Annotated in this window: 16 protein-coding genes; 13 read left to right on the top strand and 3 right to left on the bottom strand. The window is 64.9% G+C overall.

All coding sequences use genetic code 11. The features are described 5' to 3' along the window. Positions 1-99: 99 nt before the first annotated feature. Positions 100-297: a hypothetical protein gene (locus tag O3299_RS17370; protein WP_077408563.1), complete on the bottom strand. Its 198-nt coding sequence runs from the start codon at positions 295-297 to the stop codon at positions 100-102. Between the two features lie 265 nt (positions 298-562). On the opposite strand from O3299_RS17370, the gene argH reads away from it, so the two are divergent. After that, entirely contained in the window at positions 563-1960 is a 1398-nt protein-coding gene (gene argH / locus O3299_RS17375) for an argininosuccinate lyase (protein WP_251350221.1), read from the top strand. A gap of 51 nt (positions 1961-2011) precedes the next feature. Here the strand turns inward: argH and O3299_RS17380 are convergent, their stop codons facing one another. Further along, positions 2012-2668, bottom strand: coding sequence for a hypothetical protein (locus O3299_RS17380; protein WP_099666466.1), 657 nt, complete (start codon positions 2666-2668; stop codon positions 2012-2014). Positions 2669-3340: 672 nt separating this feature from the next. Here O3299_RS17380 and O3299_RS17385 point away from each other — a divergent pair. The 12 genes from O3299_RS17385 (at position 3341) to O3299_RS17440 (ending at position 16042) form a co-directional block, all read left to right on the top strand. Beyond that, entirely contained in the window at positions 3341-5872 is a 2532-nt protein-coding gene (locus O3299_RS17385) for a M4 family metallopeptidase (RefSeq protein ID WP_305054054.1), read from the top strand. Between the two features lie 243 nt (positions 5873-6115). Further along, positions 6116-7309, top strand: a complete 1194-nt coding sequence (locus O3299_RS17390; RefSeq protein ID WP_305054055.1) for a type II secretion system F family protein — start codon at positions 6116-6118, stop codon at positions 7307-7309. Positions 7310-7331: 22 nt separating this feature from the next. Continuing rightward, complete coding sequence (locus O3299_RS17395) at positions 7332-9029, top strand: GspE/PulE family protein (protein ID WP_099666463.1); 1698 nt, start codon at positions 7332-7334, stop codon at positions 9027-9029. After that, positions 9016-9804, top strand: coding sequence for a hypothetical protein (locus tag O3299_RS17400; protein WP_305062798.1), 789 nt, complete (start codon positions 9016-9018; stop codon positions 9802-9804). The genes O3299_RS17395 and O3299_RS17400 overlap by 14 nt, the downstream gene beginning before the upstream one ends. After that, positions 9795-10337: a hypothetical protein gene (locus tag O3299_RS17405; protein WP_305054058.1), complete on the top strand. Its 543-nt coding sequence runs from the start codon at positions 9795-9797 to the stop codon at positions 10335-10337. Before O3299_RS17400 ends, O3299_RS17405 begins: the two co-directional genes overlap by 10 nt. Further along, positions 10325-10945 carry a type 4a pilus biogenesis protein PilO gene (gene pilO, locus O3299_RS17410; RefSeq protein ID WP_305062799.1) on the top strand — a complete coding sequence of 207 codons (621 nt, stop codon included), beginning with the start codon at positions 10325-10327 and terminating at the stop codon, positions 10943-10945. Before O3299_RS17405 ends, pilO begins: the two co-directional genes overlap by 13 nt. After that, the gene (locus O3299_RS17415) at positions 10942-11481 is read left to right on the top strand and encodes a hypothetical protein (RefSeq protein WP_305062800.1); all 540 of its coding nucleotides are present in this window, start codon (positions 10942-10944) and stop codon (positions 11479-11481) included. The genes pilO and O3299_RS17415 overlap by 4 nt, the downstream gene beginning before the upstream one ends. A 17-nt stretch (positions 11482-11498) precedes the next feature. Next, entirely contained in the window at positions 11499-13382 is a 1884-nt protein-coding gene (locus O3299_RS17420; protein ID WP_305062801.1) for a secretin and TonB N-terminal domain-containing protein, read from the top strand. Continuing rightward, on the top strand, positions 13379-13861 hold the full coding sequence (locus O3299_RS17425; RefSeq protein WP_305062802.1) for a type II secretion system protein: 483 nt from the start codon (positions 13379-13381) through the stop codon (positions 13859-13861). Before O3299_RS17420 ends, O3299_RS17425 begins: the two co-directional genes overlap by 4 nt. A 5-nt stretch (positions 13862-13866) precedes the next feature. Beyond that, on the top strand, positions 13867-14250 hold the full coding sequence (locus O3299_RS17430; RefSeq protein WP_305062803.1) for a type IV pilin protein: 384 nt from the start codon (positions 13867-13869) through the stop codon (positions 14248-14250). Next, positions 14237-14773 (top strand): type II secretion system protein, encoded by a 537-nt coding sequence (locus O3299_RS17435; RefSeq protein WP_305062804.1) that lies wholly within the window; start codon positions 14237-14239, stop codon positions 14771-14773. Before O3299_RS17430 ends, O3299_RS17435 begins: the two co-directional genes overlap by 14 nt. A 45-nt stretch (positions 14774-14818) precedes the next feature. Beyond that, positions 14819-16042 carry a Xaa-Pro peptidase family protein gene (locus O3299_RS17440; protein WP_305062805.1) on the top strand — a complete coding sequence of 408 codons (1224 nt, stop codon included), beginning with the start codon at positions 14819-14821 and terminating at the stop codon, positions 16040-16042. Here O3299_RS17440 and O3299_RS17445 read toward each other — a convergent pair. Then, positions 16039-17619 carry a methyl-accepting chemotaxis protein gene (locus tag O3299_RS17445; protein WP_305062806.1) on the bottom strand — a complete coding sequence of 527 codons (1581 nt, stop codon included), beginning with the start codon at positions 17617-17619 and terminating at the stop codon, positions 16039-16041. The genes O3299_RS17440 and O3299_RS17445 overlap by 4 nt on opposite strands. Positions 17620-17662: the final 43 nt, after the last annotated feature.

Genomic DNA, 17662 nt, shown 5'->3' on the forward strand with positions numbered 1-17662 from the left:
TGTCACCTGGGCTGGAGCGAACCGGGGGTACCGTCCGTTCGAATGGCCCGTGATGGGAAACTGCGAGGTACTGCTACTGCCTGCATGGCATGGCCGCGCTTACAGGGCGGCTTTTTCTTCCGCGCTCAGGCGCTTGGCGCTGACGTACACGGTGTGCATGGTGACTTGCTCGGCACTGGCCGCAATGGGTGCCGGCGCGGCGCGGAACTTCGGCACGGCGGCGGTAGCCAGGCTGGTGGCGGCGGCGATGGCGATGATGGCAACGAAGATGGCTTCCATGTTTTTGGCGATGTTCATGATGATGTCCTTTGGGTGGCTGGTTGTGTGCTGCGATGATTGAACTGTAGGCCGATCCCCCCTGAACCGCCATCGAATTGCGACCAAACGCACGATTCGCGGGACAGAATACAAAAAGCCCGGATGGAACGCACAACGTGCACACGCCGTGGCATTTGAGGCTTGCCAGCCCCATTCCTGGCCATTTCAGCGCCCTGCAAGCCCCTAAAAGCCCTACCGCCGGCCAACCTTGTTTATAATCGCCCTACACTAAAGGACTTCTTTCATGACTGATCAATTCTCCAAAAAGGGCGAAGCCTGGTCGGCCCGGTTTTCCGAACCGGTCTCGGACCTCGTCAAGCGCTACACAGCTTCTGTATTTTTTGACAAGCGCCTGGCGCTGTTCGACATCGAAGGTTCGCTGGCCCATGCGGAAATGCTGCATGCGCAAGCCATCATCAGCCCGGCCGACTACGCGGAAATCCAGCGCGGCATGGCGCAAATCTCGCAGGAAATCGCCGCCGGCCAGTTCGAATGGCTGCTGGACCTGGAAGATGTCCACCTGAATATTGAAAAGCGCCTGACCGAACTGGTAGGCGATGCGGGCAAGCGCTTGCACACGGGCCGTTCGCGCAACGACCAGGTGGCGACCGACATTCGCCTGTACGTACGCTCCGCCATCGACGACATCACCGCCCTGCTGGCGACGTTCCGCGGCGCGCTGACGGATCTGGCCGAACAGCATGCCGACACCATCATGCCCGGCTTTACCCACATGCAAGTAGCCCAACCGATCACCTTCGGCCACCACATGCTGGCATATGTCGAGATGTTCGGCCGCGACGCCGAGCGCATGGCCGACTGCCGCAAGCGCGTCAACCGCCTGCCGCTGGGCGCCGCCGCCCTGGCCGGCACCACCTTCCCCATCGACCGCCTGCGCGTGGCCAAGACGCTGGGCTTTGACGACGTGTGCCACAACTCGCTCGACGCCGTGTCGGACCGCGATTTCGCCATCGAATTTTGCGCCGCCTCCGCCGTGCTGATGATGCACGTGTCGCGCATGGCCGAAGAACTGGTGATCTGGATGAGCCCACGCATCGGCTTCATCGACATCGCCGACCGCTTCTGCACCGGCTCGTCGATCATGCCGCAAAAGAAAAACCCGGACGTGCCGGAACTGGCGCGTGGCAAGACGGGTCGCGTGTATGGTCACCTGACTGGCCTGCTGACCCTGATGAAAGGCCAGCCGCTGGCCTACAACAAGGACAACCAGGAAGACAAGGAACCGCTGTTCGACACCGTCGACACCGTCATCGACACCCTGCGCATCTTCGCCGACATGGCCGGCGGCATCACGGTGAAACCGGAAGCGATGCGCGCGGCAGCCCTGCAGGGTTATGCCACGGCGACCGACCTGGCCGACTACCTGGTCAAGAAGGGCTTGCCATTCCGCGACGCGCATGAAGCGGTGGCCCTGGCCGTGCGCGCCTGCGTCGACGCCGGCTGCGACCTGGCCGACCTGTCTTTGGAGCAGCTGCGCGCGTTTTCCCCGCTGACGGACGAAGACGTGTTTGCCGTGCTGACCCTGGAAGGCTCTGTCGCCGCGCGCGACCACGTGGGCGGCACCGCGCCACGCCAGGTACGCGCCGCGATCGCCCGCGTGCGTACGCAACTGGAAAAATAAACGGGCTGCGTCCCGCCAACGCCCCGCTGCATCGCCGCAGCGGGGCGTTTTTCATTGGGCGACGATTTTCGACAGCACGGCAAAGGCGGCCCCCGTCTGCGATGCTTCCAGCAGCAAGGTCAGCTCCGTGTAGGTGCAGATGATGTTGATCAGGTTGATGCGCTCCCACGCTAGGCGCTTGAGGATGGCGTGATACACGCCCGGCGTATAGCAGGTTTCAGGCGCCAGGTGCAAGGTCACGGCCGTCACGCGCTCGAGGCGCGCCAGCTCCTGCTCTTCGCCGAAAACCTCTTCCACCAGCGCATGCAGGCTGCGGCTGCAGATCACCATCACCTCGTTGACGCCGCGCGTGACGGTAATGAACGTGCCCCGCTGGGGCGCGGCCAGCGCCAGCAACTGGCGCTGGCAGGCATACGTCTGGTCGGAGTAACGGTAGGTAAAAATCATCAGTTCGCTGCGCGTGGACAGTTCTCCCGCACGGTGCGCCAGCACGATCTCGCCGCTTTTCTGCTGCGGCATCCGTTCGGCCAGGCGGCGCAGCGCCATCACCACGGCGGCCTGGCCCACCGGTTTCCATAAGTCGCTCTGCAATTGCGGCTGCAGCTGGCGCGCCAGTTCCGACAGGTTGAGCAAGCCCCGGCCCAGTCCCTCGCTGAGAAAGGCCGATTCCATCACGATCTGTTCCACTTTGGTCGCTATCGAAAGCATAGTTCGTCGGGCCGGTGATTCCGGTGCACGCACCAGGAGCCGGCAACCCTTCCTGAAAAAAGGATGCACTGCGCCAGCGGCCGCACCGGGCGGCGCGGTCGGACTCTCTGAAAAGCCCCCCTCGCGGGGGAAGGGCCGGTTAACGGCGGCTAGGAAGGCGGATGCAGCATGAATGCCGCTCCAGAGGGGAAATGGCTGAAACCAACAGCAGAAAACAGAACTGACGTCATGTGAAACTCCCGATTTTTTTCCCGATGCGCTGTATCTGGACGCGGTCATTGCCGCGTGCGCTTTTTTTGTCTTCGCGTGATCCGCTGGGGACCACATGAAGAGCTAGTGTAGATCGCAACATTTAAAAAATGCAACAGTGTTTTTCCAACAGAGCGCTCCATTAGGGGAAGTAGTCCAAAACAAAAGTTGCAGCTTGTGGTAGATCAAACTTTCCAACGATACAGGGCTGATAAATGTTCAATTCTTAACAAAAATTCGCGTAGTGACCCATTTCTTGAATTTTTTGACATGGCGATCTCGACAAGTTTAGTGTCCCCCTACCCGGCGTCATGCCACCACAAAACGGCAGGCTATCCGCCCGCCGCCAGGCACGCCGGGGTGGCCATCAGGCATCGCGGCCAGCTCATTCACCATTTCCTTAACCGATACCATGGAGCAGAAATGAATTTACGTTTGACGATAGTTGCCGCATCCATCGCCGCCCTGCCGCTGATGGCCACCACGGCAGATGCCGCCTCGCCGCTGCCACAGACCCTGATGGCCGCCCCGGTCAGCCTGGCCTCTCCACAAGAGAACGCCAGCCTGGTCAACAAGCTGGCCGCGCAGGCACGCAGCCGCGGCCTGAATACCGAGCATGGCTTTGCCGTCGGCGCCCAGCATCCGGGCGTCAGCGGCACGCGTGTGAGCCGCGTACAGCACACCTACAAGGGCTTGCCCGTCTTCGGTTCCGAGACGGTCGTGGTCAGCAACAACGCCGGCGACATCGTCAGCGAATCCGTGTCGGACCGCGCTTCCGGCCTCGGTAGCGGCGGCGTCAATTCCGTCACCCGCAGCGCCACCACCGATATCGACACCACGCCGGCCGTCAGCGCCGCCGCCGCCATCGCCGCCGCCGTAAAAAGCATCGGCGTGCCGGCCGTCGACCACGTGCCGCCGCATGCGCAACTGCTGATCTACCCCGTGATGAAAACGGTGCGCGTGGCCGGCGCCGAGAACAAGTCGGAAGCCGCGCTGAACGCCCTTGACGTGCAGGACGTGGTCGACCACTACGAGCTGGCCTACCTGGTGCAGACGCGCATGATCAGCGGTAACAAGCCCGTCTACTACGACACCGTCGTCAGCGCCAAGGATGGCCGCATCCTGCGCCAGTGGAAAGCCCTGAAAACCGTGGCCGGCATCGGCAACAGCCAGTACAACGGCCAGGTACCGCTCAACACCACGCTCACGGGCAGCAACTACACCATGAAAGACCCCAGCCGCGGTACCGGCGGCAGCTTCGGCGGCATGGCCATCACGAATGCCAACCACGGCACCACCTCGGGCAGCGTGTACAGCAGCACCAGCAATACCTGGGGCGACGGCCAGCAATACATCAACGGCGGCAGCACCACCAACGCCAACGGCCAGACGGCGGCCGTGAACGCGATGTGGGGCCTGATGAACACCTACGACACGCACAAGAATGTGCTGGGCTGGTCCAGCCTGGACGGCAACAACACGGCCACCCACATCGCCGCCCACGTCAACACGGCCTACGACAACGCCTACTACGACAGCAGCTGCAAGTGCATGTACATCGGCGACGGCGGCAGCTCGTTCAACAACCTCGGTTCCATCGACGTGATCGGCCACGAAATGGGCCACGGCATCACGGACGCCACCTCGGGCCTGATCTACTCGCAAGAGTCGGGCGGCTTGAACGAATCGAGCTCGGACATCGCCGGCGAAATGGTGGAAGCCTATGCGCGCGCCGGCGGCACGGGCACCAGCATCCCCAACACGGGCAACGATTGGATGACGGGCAAGGAAATCGCCAAGAATGGCCAGCCGCTGCGTTGGCTGTACAAGCCAAGCAAGGATGGCAGCAGCCCGAATGCGTGGAGCAGCACCATCAAGAACCTCGACGTCCACTATAGCAGCGGCCCGAACAACCGCATGTTCTACTTCCTGTCGCAGGGTTCGAACTCCACGTCCAGCAGCGACTACTACAGCTCGTACCTGAACAAAAGCCCGCTGGCCATGACCGGTATCGGCAGCGACAAGGCTTACCGCATCTGGTTCAAGGCCGCCACCACCAAGTTCACCTCGTCGACCAACTATGCCGACGCGCGCAACAAGGTGCTGCAGGCAGCCGAGGAACTGTATGGCGTGGGTAGCGCCGAGGCTATCGCCGTCAAGCGCGCGTATGCGGCCATCAACGTGGGCGCCGACGTCGATGAATCGACCACGGGCGGCGCGGTGACCATCACCAGCCAGCCGGCCAGCATCACCGTCGCACCGGGCGCCACCGCCTCGTTCGCCGTGGGCGCGGGCGGCGGCACGGCACCGTACACCTACAAGTGGTACCGCAACGGCGCCGTGATCAGCGGCGCCACGTCGCCTGCCTACAGCTTCACGACCGTGGCGGCCGATAGCGGCGCCGTGTTCAAGGCCACGGTGACGGATTCGTCCTCGCCCGCCGTGACGGCCACGTCGAACAACGCCACGCTGACGGTGGGCACGAGCAGCGCCACCGAACGCGTGACGAACGGCGGCTTCGAGTCCGGCGCCACGGGCTGGAGCGGCACCACGGGCGCTATCGGCACCTTCACGGGCCAAACCGCATACGAAGGCACGCAGTATGCCTGGCTGGGCGGCAATGGCGCCACAGCCAGCGAGTCGCTGACGCAAAGCGTGGCCATTCCGGCCGCCGCCACGTCCGCCAGCTTGAGCTTCGCGCTGCACATCGACACGGCTGAAACGGGCAATACCGTGTACGACAAGCTGGTCGTCACCGTGAAGAACAGCGCCGGCACGGTGCTGGGTACCCTGGCCACGTATTCGAACGTGAACAAGGCAGCCGGCTACCAGATCCGTACGTTTGACCTGATCGCCTACAAGGGCCAGACCGTGCAGATCTCGTTCGCCGCGACCGAGGACGCATCGCTGCAAACCTCGTTCGTGATCGACAAGGTCAGCCTGGTTACCCAGTAAGCGGCTGAACATGCGGGCAAGCCATCGATACAAGGCTTGCCCGCACAGCACGATTGATTTTCTGGCAATTACAGTCTACCCTGAGGCAGTGATTGCATCTTGCCTGCTGCCGGTACCCGCGACGAATTGAACTTTTTTTGGATTGTTCCTGACCGATGCCTACTTCGACCTTGTCCGCACGCGCTTTCCCCCATTCCAGCCTGTCCATTTTTACGCCTGCCACCATGCTCGCCTGACGCGGCCATGCAGTTTCACCTCCAGGTGCAGGGCCCGGCGGGCAGCCAGGCGCTGGCCATCGACGCCGCCAGCGAGGCCGAGGCGATCCGCGCGGCCGTGCGCGGCGGCTGGCGCGTGCTGGCCGTCGACGATGGCGCGGCGCAGGAGGCTGGCGTCGCGCCGCGCCCTGGCAAGCAGGGCCTGCCCCTGCTGCAATTCAGCCAGGAGCTGCTGGCCCTGCTCGAAGCGGGCCTGAACCTGGGCGAGGCCATGGCCACCCTGCACAACAAGGAAACGCGCGCGGGCGCCAAGGCCACCCTGGCCGCCATCGTGCTCACCCTGCAGCAAGGGCAAAGCTTTTCCGACACCCTGGCCGGTTTCCCCGACATCTTCCCCGACATTTACATCGCCACCGTGCATGCGGCCGAACGCTCGGGCAACCTGCCCGAGGCGCTGGCGCGCTTCGTCGGCTACCAGTTGCAGTTCGACGCCATCCGTAAAAAACTCATTTCCGCCGCCATCTACCCGTGCATGCTGCTCGTCGTCGGCGGTCTGGTGACCCTGTTCCTGCTCGGCTACGTGGTGCCGAAGTTCAGCGTCGTCTACGAAAGCTCGGGCCGCGAAATCCCGTGGATGTCGCAAATGCTACTGGGTTTTGGCCAGACCCTGGCCGCGCATCCGCTGCTGTGTGCCACGGCGCTCGCCGCCGCCGTTGGCGCCGTGGTCTTCGGCATCGCCAATGCCGGTGCGCGCCGGGCCCTCGTCTTGCGCCTCTTGCGCCTGCCCGTGCTGGCCGGGAAGGCGGCGGAATTCCGCCTGGCGCGCTTCTACCGGGCCCTGAGCCTGCTGCTGCACGCCGGCATCCCGCTGCACAAGGCGTTGGCCATGGTCGCCCCCATGCTGCTGCCGGCGCAGCAGGAGCAGCTGGCGCAGGCGCGCCGCGCGGTGCAGGAAGGCATGCCGTTTTCCACCGCGCTGGAACACGCCGCCATGGCCACGCCCGTGGCGCAATCGCTGCTGAAAGTGGGAGAAAACACGGGCCGCCTGGGCGACATGCTGGAACGCTCGGCCAAGTTCCACGACGAGGAATTCGCCCGCTGGGTGGACTGGGCCTCGCGCCTGCTCGAGCCGCTCTTGATGACCGTCATCGGCGTCGTCATCGGCGGCGTGGTGGTGCTGATGTACATGCCGATCTTTGAACTGGCCGGGAGCTTATCGTGAACGTTATCGTGAAGGTCATGCCATGAACGCACGCGACGAAGAACGGGCCGTGCTTGATGCGGCCATGCTGCGCCGCGCCCACGCCAGCGCACTGGAACAGGGCCGCCCGCAGATGGCCGTGCTGCAGGAAACGGCGGCCCTGCCGCCCGAAGTCTTCCTGCGCCAGCTGGCCGCCCTGTTCCGCTATCCTGCGTGGACGATGGCCGAACTGCAGGCCGCCATGCCCGCCTTTGCCCTGCTGCCCTACACGGATTGCGCCCAGCGCGACTGCGTGCTGCTGCAGCCGGGCGCCCCCGGCGCACCGCCCGTGCTTGTCATCGGCAATCCCTTCAGCGAAGACCTGCTGCAGTGGGCCGACTTCGCCCTGTCCACGCCCTTCACCGTGGCGCTGGCCCATCCGGACGACCTGGCCGCCTATTTGCTGCAGCAGGAAAGCGTGCAGCAGGCGATGCAGGAAATACAGCACGGGGATGACGTTCCAGGACTCGACCAAAGCATCGAAGACATCTCGCTGATCCGCATCAGCGAGGACAGCAGTCCGGTAGTCAAGCTGGTGAACTCCACCATCTACGACGCCCTGAAATTTCAGGCCAGCGACATCCACCTCGAATGCGACGTGGCCAGCCTGGTCATCAAATACCGCGTCGACGGCGTGCTGGTGCAGGCGGGCCAGGTGCAGGGACTGGCGATGGCGGAACAGATCATCTCGCGCATCAAGGTCATGGCCGACCTCGACATCGCCGAGCGCCGCATCCCCCAGGATGGCCGCTTCAAGGTGCGCGTGAAAGGGGCGGAGATCGATTTCCGCGTCTCCATCATGCCCAATATCTTTGGCGAGGACGCCGTGCTGCGCCTGCTGGACCGGCGCGCACTGACGGAGGCGGCGCAGGCGCTGCGCCTGGAAAGCCTGGGCCTGAACGAGGACGCCATCGAACAGATACGGCGCCTGGCCGCCAAGCCGCACGGCATGCTGCTGGTGACGGGCCCCACGGGTTCCGGCAAGACCACCACGCTGTACGCGGCCATCACGGAAATCAATACGGGGCGCGACAAGATCGTCACCATCGAGGACCCCGTCGAATACCGCTTGCCGCGCGTGCTGCAGATCCCCGTCAACGAAAAAAAGGGGCTGACGTTCGCGCGCGGCCTGCGCTCCATCCTGCGCCATGATCCCGACAAGATCATGATCGGCGAAATCCGCGACGACGAGACGGCGCAGATCGCCGTGCAGGCGGCGCTGACGGGCCACCTGGTGTTTACCACCGTGCATGCGAATAACGTCTTTGATGTGGTCGGCCGCTTCCTGCACATGGGCGTCGACGCCTACAGCTTTGCGGCGGCCCTGAACGGCATCGTGGCGCAGCGCCTGCTGCGCCTCAATTGCGCCCATTGCGCCGTCGACGCCAGCGCCGAGGTGCTGGCCGATGCGCAGCAGCTGCGCGACAGCGGCCTGGCCCTGCACCAGGTGCAGGACTGGCAATTCATGGCCGGCAAGGGCTGCGGCCACTGCCGCGGCACCGGCTACAAGGGGCGCAAGGCCGTCGCCGAGGTCCTGATGCTCAGCGATGCGATGCGCGAAATGATCTGCACGCGCGCGCCCCTGAGCCAGATGAAGGAAGAGGCGGCGCGCAACGGTTTTCGCCTGGCGCGCGAAGCGGGCCTGGACCTGGTGCGGCGCGGCGAAACCACTTTAGCGGAGCTCAATCGTGTCACTTATTGAACGCCTTACCCGCGCCACCCTGTGCCTGCACCTGGCGCCGCACGGATTGGACGGCGTGCTGCGCCGCGCCGGCCGTCCCGTAACGGACAGCGCTTTTCACGTGCCCATCCTGAATCCCGACGCCAGCTGGGAAGTGGCGCTGGCCGCCCTGCGCGGCTGGCTCGAACAGCACAATGAAAAAAAACTGCCGCTGGCCGTCAGCCTGGCCAGCCGCTGGTGCGCCATGCTGATGGTGCCGTGGAGCGGCGCCCTGCTCGACCGGGCCAGCGCGCAGCGCTTCCTGCACAGCCAGTTCGCCGCCGTCTACGGCGATAGCGCGCGCACCTGGCGCCTCGCTGCCGACGATGCGCCGTACGGCAAGCCGCGCCTGGCCTGCGGCGTCGATGCGGCCCTGCTGCAAGGGGTGCAGGATGCAGCCGCCGCGCATGGCCGGCGCTGCCTGTCCATCGAACCCATCGTCGGGCCAGCCTGGCGCAGTATCGCCGGCAACAAGCCTGCCGCCTTCGCCCTGGTGGAAGGGGGACGGCTGCTGCTGGCAACGGCAAGCAGCGGGCGCATCACGGGTCTGCATAGCCAGTCTTGCGGCGCCGCCTGGGGCGACGAACTGGATCGGGCGTGGCGGCGCTGGAACTTGCGTGCGCCGCAGCTCGACGCCATCGAACACGTAGCGCTGCTCGACTTGAGCGGCGTGCCGCAGGATGCGCTGCCGGCGCGCTTTCAGCCCCTCCCCGTGGCCGGCGCCGCCCACCTGATGCGGGAGGCTGCATGGGCCTGAGCCGCCTGGAATTGCTGGCGCCCGGTGCAGTGCAGACATTCAGCGGCTGGCGTCTGGCCCTGTGCCTGGCGGGCGGCTTAATGCTGCTGCCGGCCGCCGTGTACTGGCTGGTGCAGGCGCAGGAAACGCGGCGCCTGGAAGCGCAACTGGCCCAGCTGCAGCCCGCGCATCCCGTGCGCGCCCCCCTCTCGGCGACCCAGCAGCGCGAACGCGACAGCGAACTGAAACAGGTGGCCGTCGCCGTGCGCCAGCTCAACCTGCCCGTCACGCGCCTGGTCAAAACGGTGCAGGCGCCGCGTGACGTGCGCGTGGCTCTGTTGGGGCTGGACCTGAACGCGCAGCAGGGACAGGATGGCGCCAGCGTCCTGAAAATCGCCGCCGAAGCGGAAACGCCACAGGACATGCTCAACTACCTGGCCTTCCTGAACCAGCAGCCCATGTTCAGTTCCGTGTACCTGCTCAAACACGAGATGAATGCGAACGCTCCCGAACACCCGTACCGTTTTCAGCTGGAGGCGCAATGGCGGCAATAAAATCCGTGCTGAAAGCCAGCACGCCCGTGGCGCGTCCGCGCCTGCAACTGCGCCTGCCGCCGCGCCTGCGGTGGGAAGCGCAACGGCTGTGGCGTACTTTGGGCTGGCCCAGCGCCATCGGCGCGGCCTGCCTGGCGCTGGCCGCCTTCTCCATGCAGCAAGGCGAGGCGCTGGCCGCGCGCCAGCAGCAACTGGCGGCGCAACTGGCCGCTGCGGCCAGACAGTCGGCGCTGCCGCCGGCGGCCATCTCGCTCGATGCCGATGCCGATAGCCTGGCCGCCTTTCACGCCTACCTGCCCGCGCACGACAGCATTCCCGAGCAGCTGAAAACCTTGCTGGATGTGGCGCAAAAGAGCGGCGTCACCTTGGCCAAGGCCGACTACAAGCCGCAGGAAGACGGCAACACGGCCTTTTTGCGCTACCAGATCACCCTGCCCGTGAAAGCCGAATACGCGCAGCTGCAAACGTTCATCGTCGACGCCTTGCAGGAGCTGCCCACCCTGACGCTCGACTCCGTGCTGTTCAAGCGAGAGCAGATCGAGGCGGGCGAGATCGACGCGCGCATCCAGTTCATCCTGCTGGTGAAAAAAGCGGAGGTACGCCGATGAAAAAAGCCGTACTGGGAGGCGCCGCCGTGGCCACCTTGCTGGCCGCCCTCTTCGCGCCCGAGGATGAAGGCAGCATCGTGGGACCGGCCACGGCCACCACGCGCCAGGTGGAGCGAGTGACGCCAGCACCCTTGCTTCCCGATGCCGCGGTGCCGGCGTCTGGCCGTCCGCTGGCGATCCATCCGCGGCGCGCGCTCGACGATGACGAAGCGGCCACCCTGTTTTCTAAGCAAAGCTGGCAGCCGGAGACGCCGAAAAAAATCATGCTCGACCAACAGGCGGCGCAGGCCACGCGCGCTGTCGCCGCCGTCGACGCGAACGCACCGCCGCCACTGCCCTTTCAATTCCTTGGCCGTTTCGTCGACGAAGGCAAGGCTGCCTACTTCCTGCAAGCGGGTGAACGCAACGTCGTGGCGCGCCCCGGCGACACGCTCGAAGAACGCTACCGCTTCGACGGCGTGGTGCAGGGCGCACTGCAATTTACCTATCTGCCGCTCAACCTGAAACAGACACTCGCCGTAGGGGACCTCAATTGAAACGACGCGCCGCACGTATGTCACGCACTGTCATCACCCTGCTCTCGATGCTGTCCCTGCTGGCTGCCTGCGCCGGCAACCAGGCCTACAACGATGGCCAGGCAATGCTGGGCGCCGGTCGCACGGAACAGGGCCTGGCCCTGCTGGAACAGGCGGCGCAAGCCGAACCGACCAACGCCAAGTACCGCATCGCCGTCACCAATGGCAGGATGCGCGCGCTGAACAACCTGAACGGCCGCGCCGAGGCGCTGCGCCAGCAGGGCAACCTGCCCGAAGCGCAAGCGCTGTACCAGCAGGCGCTGGTGCTGGATGCCAGCAACGACGTGGCGCAGCGGGGCCTGGCCGGCGTGGCACAGGATGAACGGCACCGCAAGCTGGTGCAGGAAGCGCAGGCCAGTTACCAGCGCGGCGGCGAAGCGAATATCGCGCAGGCGCAGGAAGCCTTGCGCCAGGTGCTGCAGGAACGCCCCGCACAGCGCGAGGCACTGGCCCTGAAAAGCCGCATCGGCGAGGCGCAGTCAAAAAACCTGCCGGCCGGCGGCAAGCTGGCGGCCGCCTACCGCAAACCCGTGACCCTCGAGTTTCGCGACGCGCCGCTGCGCTCCGTGTTCGATCTTCTTAGCAAGGTGTCGGGCCTGAACTTCGTCTTCGACAAGGAAGTCGACCCGGCCCTGCGCGCCACCATCTCCGTGCGCGACACCAGCATCGAAGAGGCGATCGCCATGCTGCTGGGCGCCAATCAGCTGGAGCAAAGCGTCACCAGCGACAAGTCGATCACGATCTACCCGAACACGCCGCAAAAGGTGAAGGATTACCAGCAGCTCGTGGTGCGCACCTTCTTCCTCGCCAATGCGGACGTCAAGACGGTGGCGTTTTCCATCAAGACCCTGCTCAAGGCCAAGGATGTCGTCACCGATGAACGCCTGGGCATCATCATGCTGCGCGATACACCGGAAATGGTACGCATGGCCGAACGCATCATCAACGTGCAGGACCTGGCCGACCCGGAAGTGATGCTGGAAGTGGAGGTGCTGGAAGTGAAGCGCACGCGCCTGATGGAACTGGGCGTGCGCTGGCCGGATCAGGCCAGCCTGACACTGGCCGGCGTCGCAGGTAGCACGGGGGGCCTGGGTGGCTTGAAGGTGGCAGACCTGCACCGCATCAATGGCGACAACATCAACCTGGGCATCGGCGGCGTCACCCTGAACGCCAACAAGACGGACAGCGACAGCAATATCCTGGCCAACCCGCGCATCCGCGTACGCAACAAGGAAAAGGCCAAGATCCTCATCGGCGACCGCGTGCCCGTCATTACCGTCACGACGAATAACGGCGTCAGTTCCGACAGCGTCAACTACATCGACGTGGGCCTGAAGCTCGACGTCGAACCGAACGTCTACCTGGACGACGAAGTGGCTATCAAGATCAACCTGGAAGTGTCGAATGTCGTCAAGGAAGTCATCAGCAAGACGGGCACGCAGGCTTACCAGATCGGCACGCGCAGCGCCTCGACGGTGCTGCGCCTGAAGGATGGCGAGACGCAGGTGCTGGCAGGCCTGATCAGCGATGAAGACCGGGGCACGGCCAACAAGGTGCCGGGCGTGGGCGAACTGCCTGTGCTGAACCGCCTGTTCGGCAGCCAGAAGGACGACGCCATGCGCAGCGAAATCGTGCTGTCGATCACGCCGCGCCTGCTGCGCAGCATCCGCCGCCCGGACCTGATGACGGCCGAATTCAACTCCGGCACCGAGGCATCCGTGGGCGGCCGCGCCAGCGTGGGTGGTAGCCCCGAAGCCGTCGCCGCGCCCGAGCAGGCCGCCCCACGCAGCGGCTCGCCCATGACGGGCGGCGACGAGGCGCCAGCGGCCGGCGACAAGGCCACTGTAAAGGGTGGCCAGTGAGGTGGCCAGTGAAGCAGCGGGGCTTTACCTTCATCGAGCTGATGATCACCCTGGCGATCATGGCGACCCTGGCCACGGTCGCCGTGCCGATGGCGCAGGTGGCGCAGCAAAGGGCGAAGGAACAGGAGTTGCGCAGCGCCCTGATCGAGATACGCGAAGCGATCGATACCTACAAGCGCGCTTCCGACAATGGCCGCATCAAGCTGTCGCTGGGCGCATCCGGCTATCCGAAAAAGCTCGAGGAACTGGTCGAGGGCGTGCCCGACCAGCGCAGCCCCTCGAAACAGAACATCTATTTCCTGCGCCGCCTGCCGCGCGACCCGTTCCAGCCCAGGGAAGCGGGCAGCGCGGCCGACAGCTGGAGCAAGCGCGCCTACGCCTCGCCGCCCGACAATCCCAGCGAAGGCGAAGACGTGTTCGACGTCGCCTCGCGCTCGACCAAGGCAGGTCTGAACGGCGTGCCGCTCAAGGAATGGTGATCGCCATGCAGACAACTGGCCCGCGGCGCGGCTTTACCCTGGTCGAACTGCTGGTGGTGCTGGCCATCATCTCGCTGCTGCTGACGATCGCCATTCCCCGCTATTTCGGCTCGGTGGAAAAATCGAAGGAGGTCGCCCTGAAGGAAAACCTGCAGGTGCTCAGGAGCGGCCTGGATAAATACTATGCCGACAAGGGCGAGTATCCGGCAGCACTGGCCGACCTGGTGACCCACCATTACTTCCGCAGCGTGCCGCTGGACCCTGTCACGGAGTCCGCCGCCACCTGGCAATTGATCCCTTCGCCGAATGGCGAGATCGGCGGCGTGGCCGACGTGCGCAGCGGCGCCAAGGGCAAGACGCGCGAGGGCATCCCCTTTGAGCAGCTCTAGATTTCAACGCCGCGCACGGGGCTTCGCGTACATCTGGACCCTGATGCTGGTCGCCTTCATGGGCGTGGGCCTGGTGCTGGCCAGCGAATTGCATGCCACGGCCGCGCGGCGCGACAAGGAGCGCGAGCTGCTGTTCATCGGCCATGAATTCCGCAATGCCCTGGGCCGCTACTACGACAGTACGCCGGCCGACGGGCGGCCCCGCTACCCACTGACCTTGCAGGAACTGCTGCGCGACCCGCGCTTTGCCAACGCCCGGCGGCACTTGCGGCGCCTGTATGCAGACCCCGTCACGGGCAAGGCGGAATGGGGTCTGCTGCGGCAGGAGGGACGCATCGTCGGCATCCATTCGCTGTCGCCGCAGCTCCCCATCAAGCAGGACAATTTTCTCGACGAAGACGCCAGCCTGCGCCGCAAGCAGCGCTACGTGGACTGGCACTTCACGTATCCGCACGACCTGGTGCTGGCACCGCCCGATGCGGCCGGCGGCGCGCCCGGGCTCAAGCCGAAAGGCGCGAACTGATATCATGCCCGCATTCCATATTCAGCATCGAACAAAGGAGCAGGCATGAGCATAGGTGGCACTTCCATCGAACAAGCATTGGCATCGCTGTCGGACATGACGTCCGGCATGGTCGCCATCGGCAAGGACGAACATGCGCAGCGCATCGCCAAGGCGCAGGCGTTCATGCGTAAACAGGGCATCGCCGCGATCTACCTGAACGCGGGTGCCAACCTCACCTATTTCACTGGTACCAAGTGGTATGCCAGCGAACGCATGGTGGGCGCCATCCTGCCGGCCAGCGGAGAGCTCGAATACATCGCTCCCGCCTTCGAGGAAAGCACCCTGACGGGCTTTATGCTCATCGAGGGCAAGGTCAATTGCTGGGAAGAGCATGAAAGCCCGTACCAGCTGTTCGTCGACGTGCTGGCGCGCATGGGCATAGCCCAGGATGCGGCCGCGTCGCCGCGCGTGGGCATCTGCGAAAGCGCTGCCTTCTTCATCTACGACGGCATCAAACCGCTGGCCCCCGGCTACGCGCTGGAAAACGCGCGCGCCGTGACGGCGTACTGCCGCAGCCGCAAGTCGCCGGCGGAAATTGCCCTGATGCAGCGCGTGATGGACATGACCCTGGCCGTGCACGTGGCCACGGCCAGCATGCTGTATGAAGGCATCACGACGGTGGAAGTGGAAGAATTCATCCAGCGCGCGCACCGCAAGGTGGGCGCGCCCCGCTCGTATTTCTGCATCGTGCTGTTCGGCGAAGCGACCGCCTATCCGCATGGCGTCAACTACGTGCAGACCCTGAAAGCGGGCGACATGGTGCTGATCGACACGGGCTGCCAGGTGATGAACTACATCTCCGACATCACGCGTACCTATGTGTTTGGCGCCATCAGCGAACGCCAGCGCAGCGTGTGGAACAGCGAAAAGGCCGCGCAGGCAGCCGCATTCGCCGCCGCGCAGCTGGGCGTACCCTGCGGCGACGTGGACCGCGCGGCGCGCGTCTCTTTGGCGTCGGACGGCTTTGGCCCCGGCTACAAGCTGCCCGGCCTGCCGCACCGCACGGGCCACGGCATCGGCCTCGATATCCACGAATGGCCTTACCTGGTGGGCAACGACACGACGCCGCTGGACGTCGGCATGTGCTTCTCGAACGAGCCGATGATCTGCATCCCCGGCGAATTCGGCATCCGCCACGAAGACCATTTTTACATGACGGAAAACGGCCCGCGCTGGTTCACCGAACCAGCGCACAGCATCGACGATCCGTTCGGGCTGAAGGTTTAAGCCGCCTTCGTCAACGCCAGCCGCCGTGCCGCTGGCACGGTGGTGATCGCCGGCGCGCTTCCCTGCGCCAGCTTGAACACAGCCAGCGCCGTGCCCAGTTGCACGGCCTGTTCCTGCAGCGATTCGGCCGCCGCCGATGCCTCTTCCACCAGCGCGGAATTTTGCTGCGTCATTTGATCCATGCTGCCGATGGCCACGCCGATATCGCCGATGCCAGCGCTTTGCGCCTGGCTGGCGGCGCTGATCTCGGCCATGATGTCGGCCACTTTTTTCACGGAATCGACGATCTGCCCCATGGTCAGCCCCGCCTCGTCGACCAGCTTCGAACCGACATTCACCTTGGCCACCGAATCGCCGATCAATTGCTTGATTTCGCGCGCCGCTGCCGCGCTGCGCTGCGCCAGGTTACGCACTTCGGACGCCACCACGGCAAAGCCACGCCCCTGTTCGCCCGCGCGCGCCGCTTCCACGGCCGCATTCAGGGCCAGGATATTCGTCTGGAAGGCGATGCCGTCGATGACGCCGATGATATCGACGATACGCCTGGATGAATCATTGATCTCGCCCATGGTGGTGACCACCTGGCTGACCACCTGCCCGCCCTTCACGGCAACCGACGATGCCGACACCACCAGTTCATGCGCCTGGCCCGCGTTGGCGGCGTTGTCGCGCACGGTGGCGGTCAGGCTATCCATGCTGCGCGCCGTCTGATCCAGGCTGCCCGCCTGCGATTCCGTGCGCGCGGCCAGGTCCGCATTGCCCTGGGCAATCTCGGCACTGGCCACCTGAATGGTTTCAGCCGACGCCTTGATGTCCGAGACCATGCCGCCGAGCTTGGCGCGCATGTCCTTCAGCGCCGCCAGCAAGCTGCCCTGGTCGCCCGCCTCGGTCACGATGTTCATCGAGAGGTCGCCATCGGCCACGGCGCGCGCAATCTGGCGCGCGTATTCGGGTTCACCGCCCAGCTGCTGCCAGATGGCGCGCACGACGAAATGCGACACGGCCACCAGGCAGACGATGACGGCCAACGCCACGGCGATACTGGTATTGAGCGCATTGCGCACATTGGCCGCGCTGCGTTCGATGCCCTGCTTGAACTGTATTTGCGCCTGTTCGTTGGTTTTTTCCAGGTCCGTGTTGAGCACCGCCAGCGCACCCTGCATGCGCGCCACGGTCGCTTGCGGGTCGCCCTCCTCCATTTCCAGCATGATGCGCGCCGCGCTCAGCGCCGGCGCATAGTAGACATCGAATTCCCTGGCCAGGCGCTGGCCCTGTTCGCGCTGGCCGGGGATCGCCGCAAAGGCCGCCAGCTTGGCGCGCAGCTTGACGGCCTGGCCGCCGACTTGCCCGATACGCTCCTTGTCGCCTTCGCTGACGGCATCGCGCAGGGCGTCGCCGACGGCGGCCACGTCCAGGGTCAGCGACTTGGCCATGTCGAGCACGGGATAGTCGGCGCTTTCGGTGGCGTGGATGGAATTGAGCGTGGCCGTGGACAGATAGGCGCTGACGGCCAGCCCCAGCCCGAAAATCACGGCCGAGACGACAGGCAGCGCCCATATCTTGCGTTTGATGCTCATTGCTGTCTCCTGATGTTGATCGATTGTCGGGCCGCCGCATGGC

The sequence above is a fragment of the Janthinobacterium sp. SUN176 genome, from assembly GCF_030587335.1.
GTDB lineage: Bacteria > Pseudomonadota > Gammaproteobacteria > Burkholderiales > Burkholderiaceae_D > Janthinobacterium > Janthinobacterium kumbetense.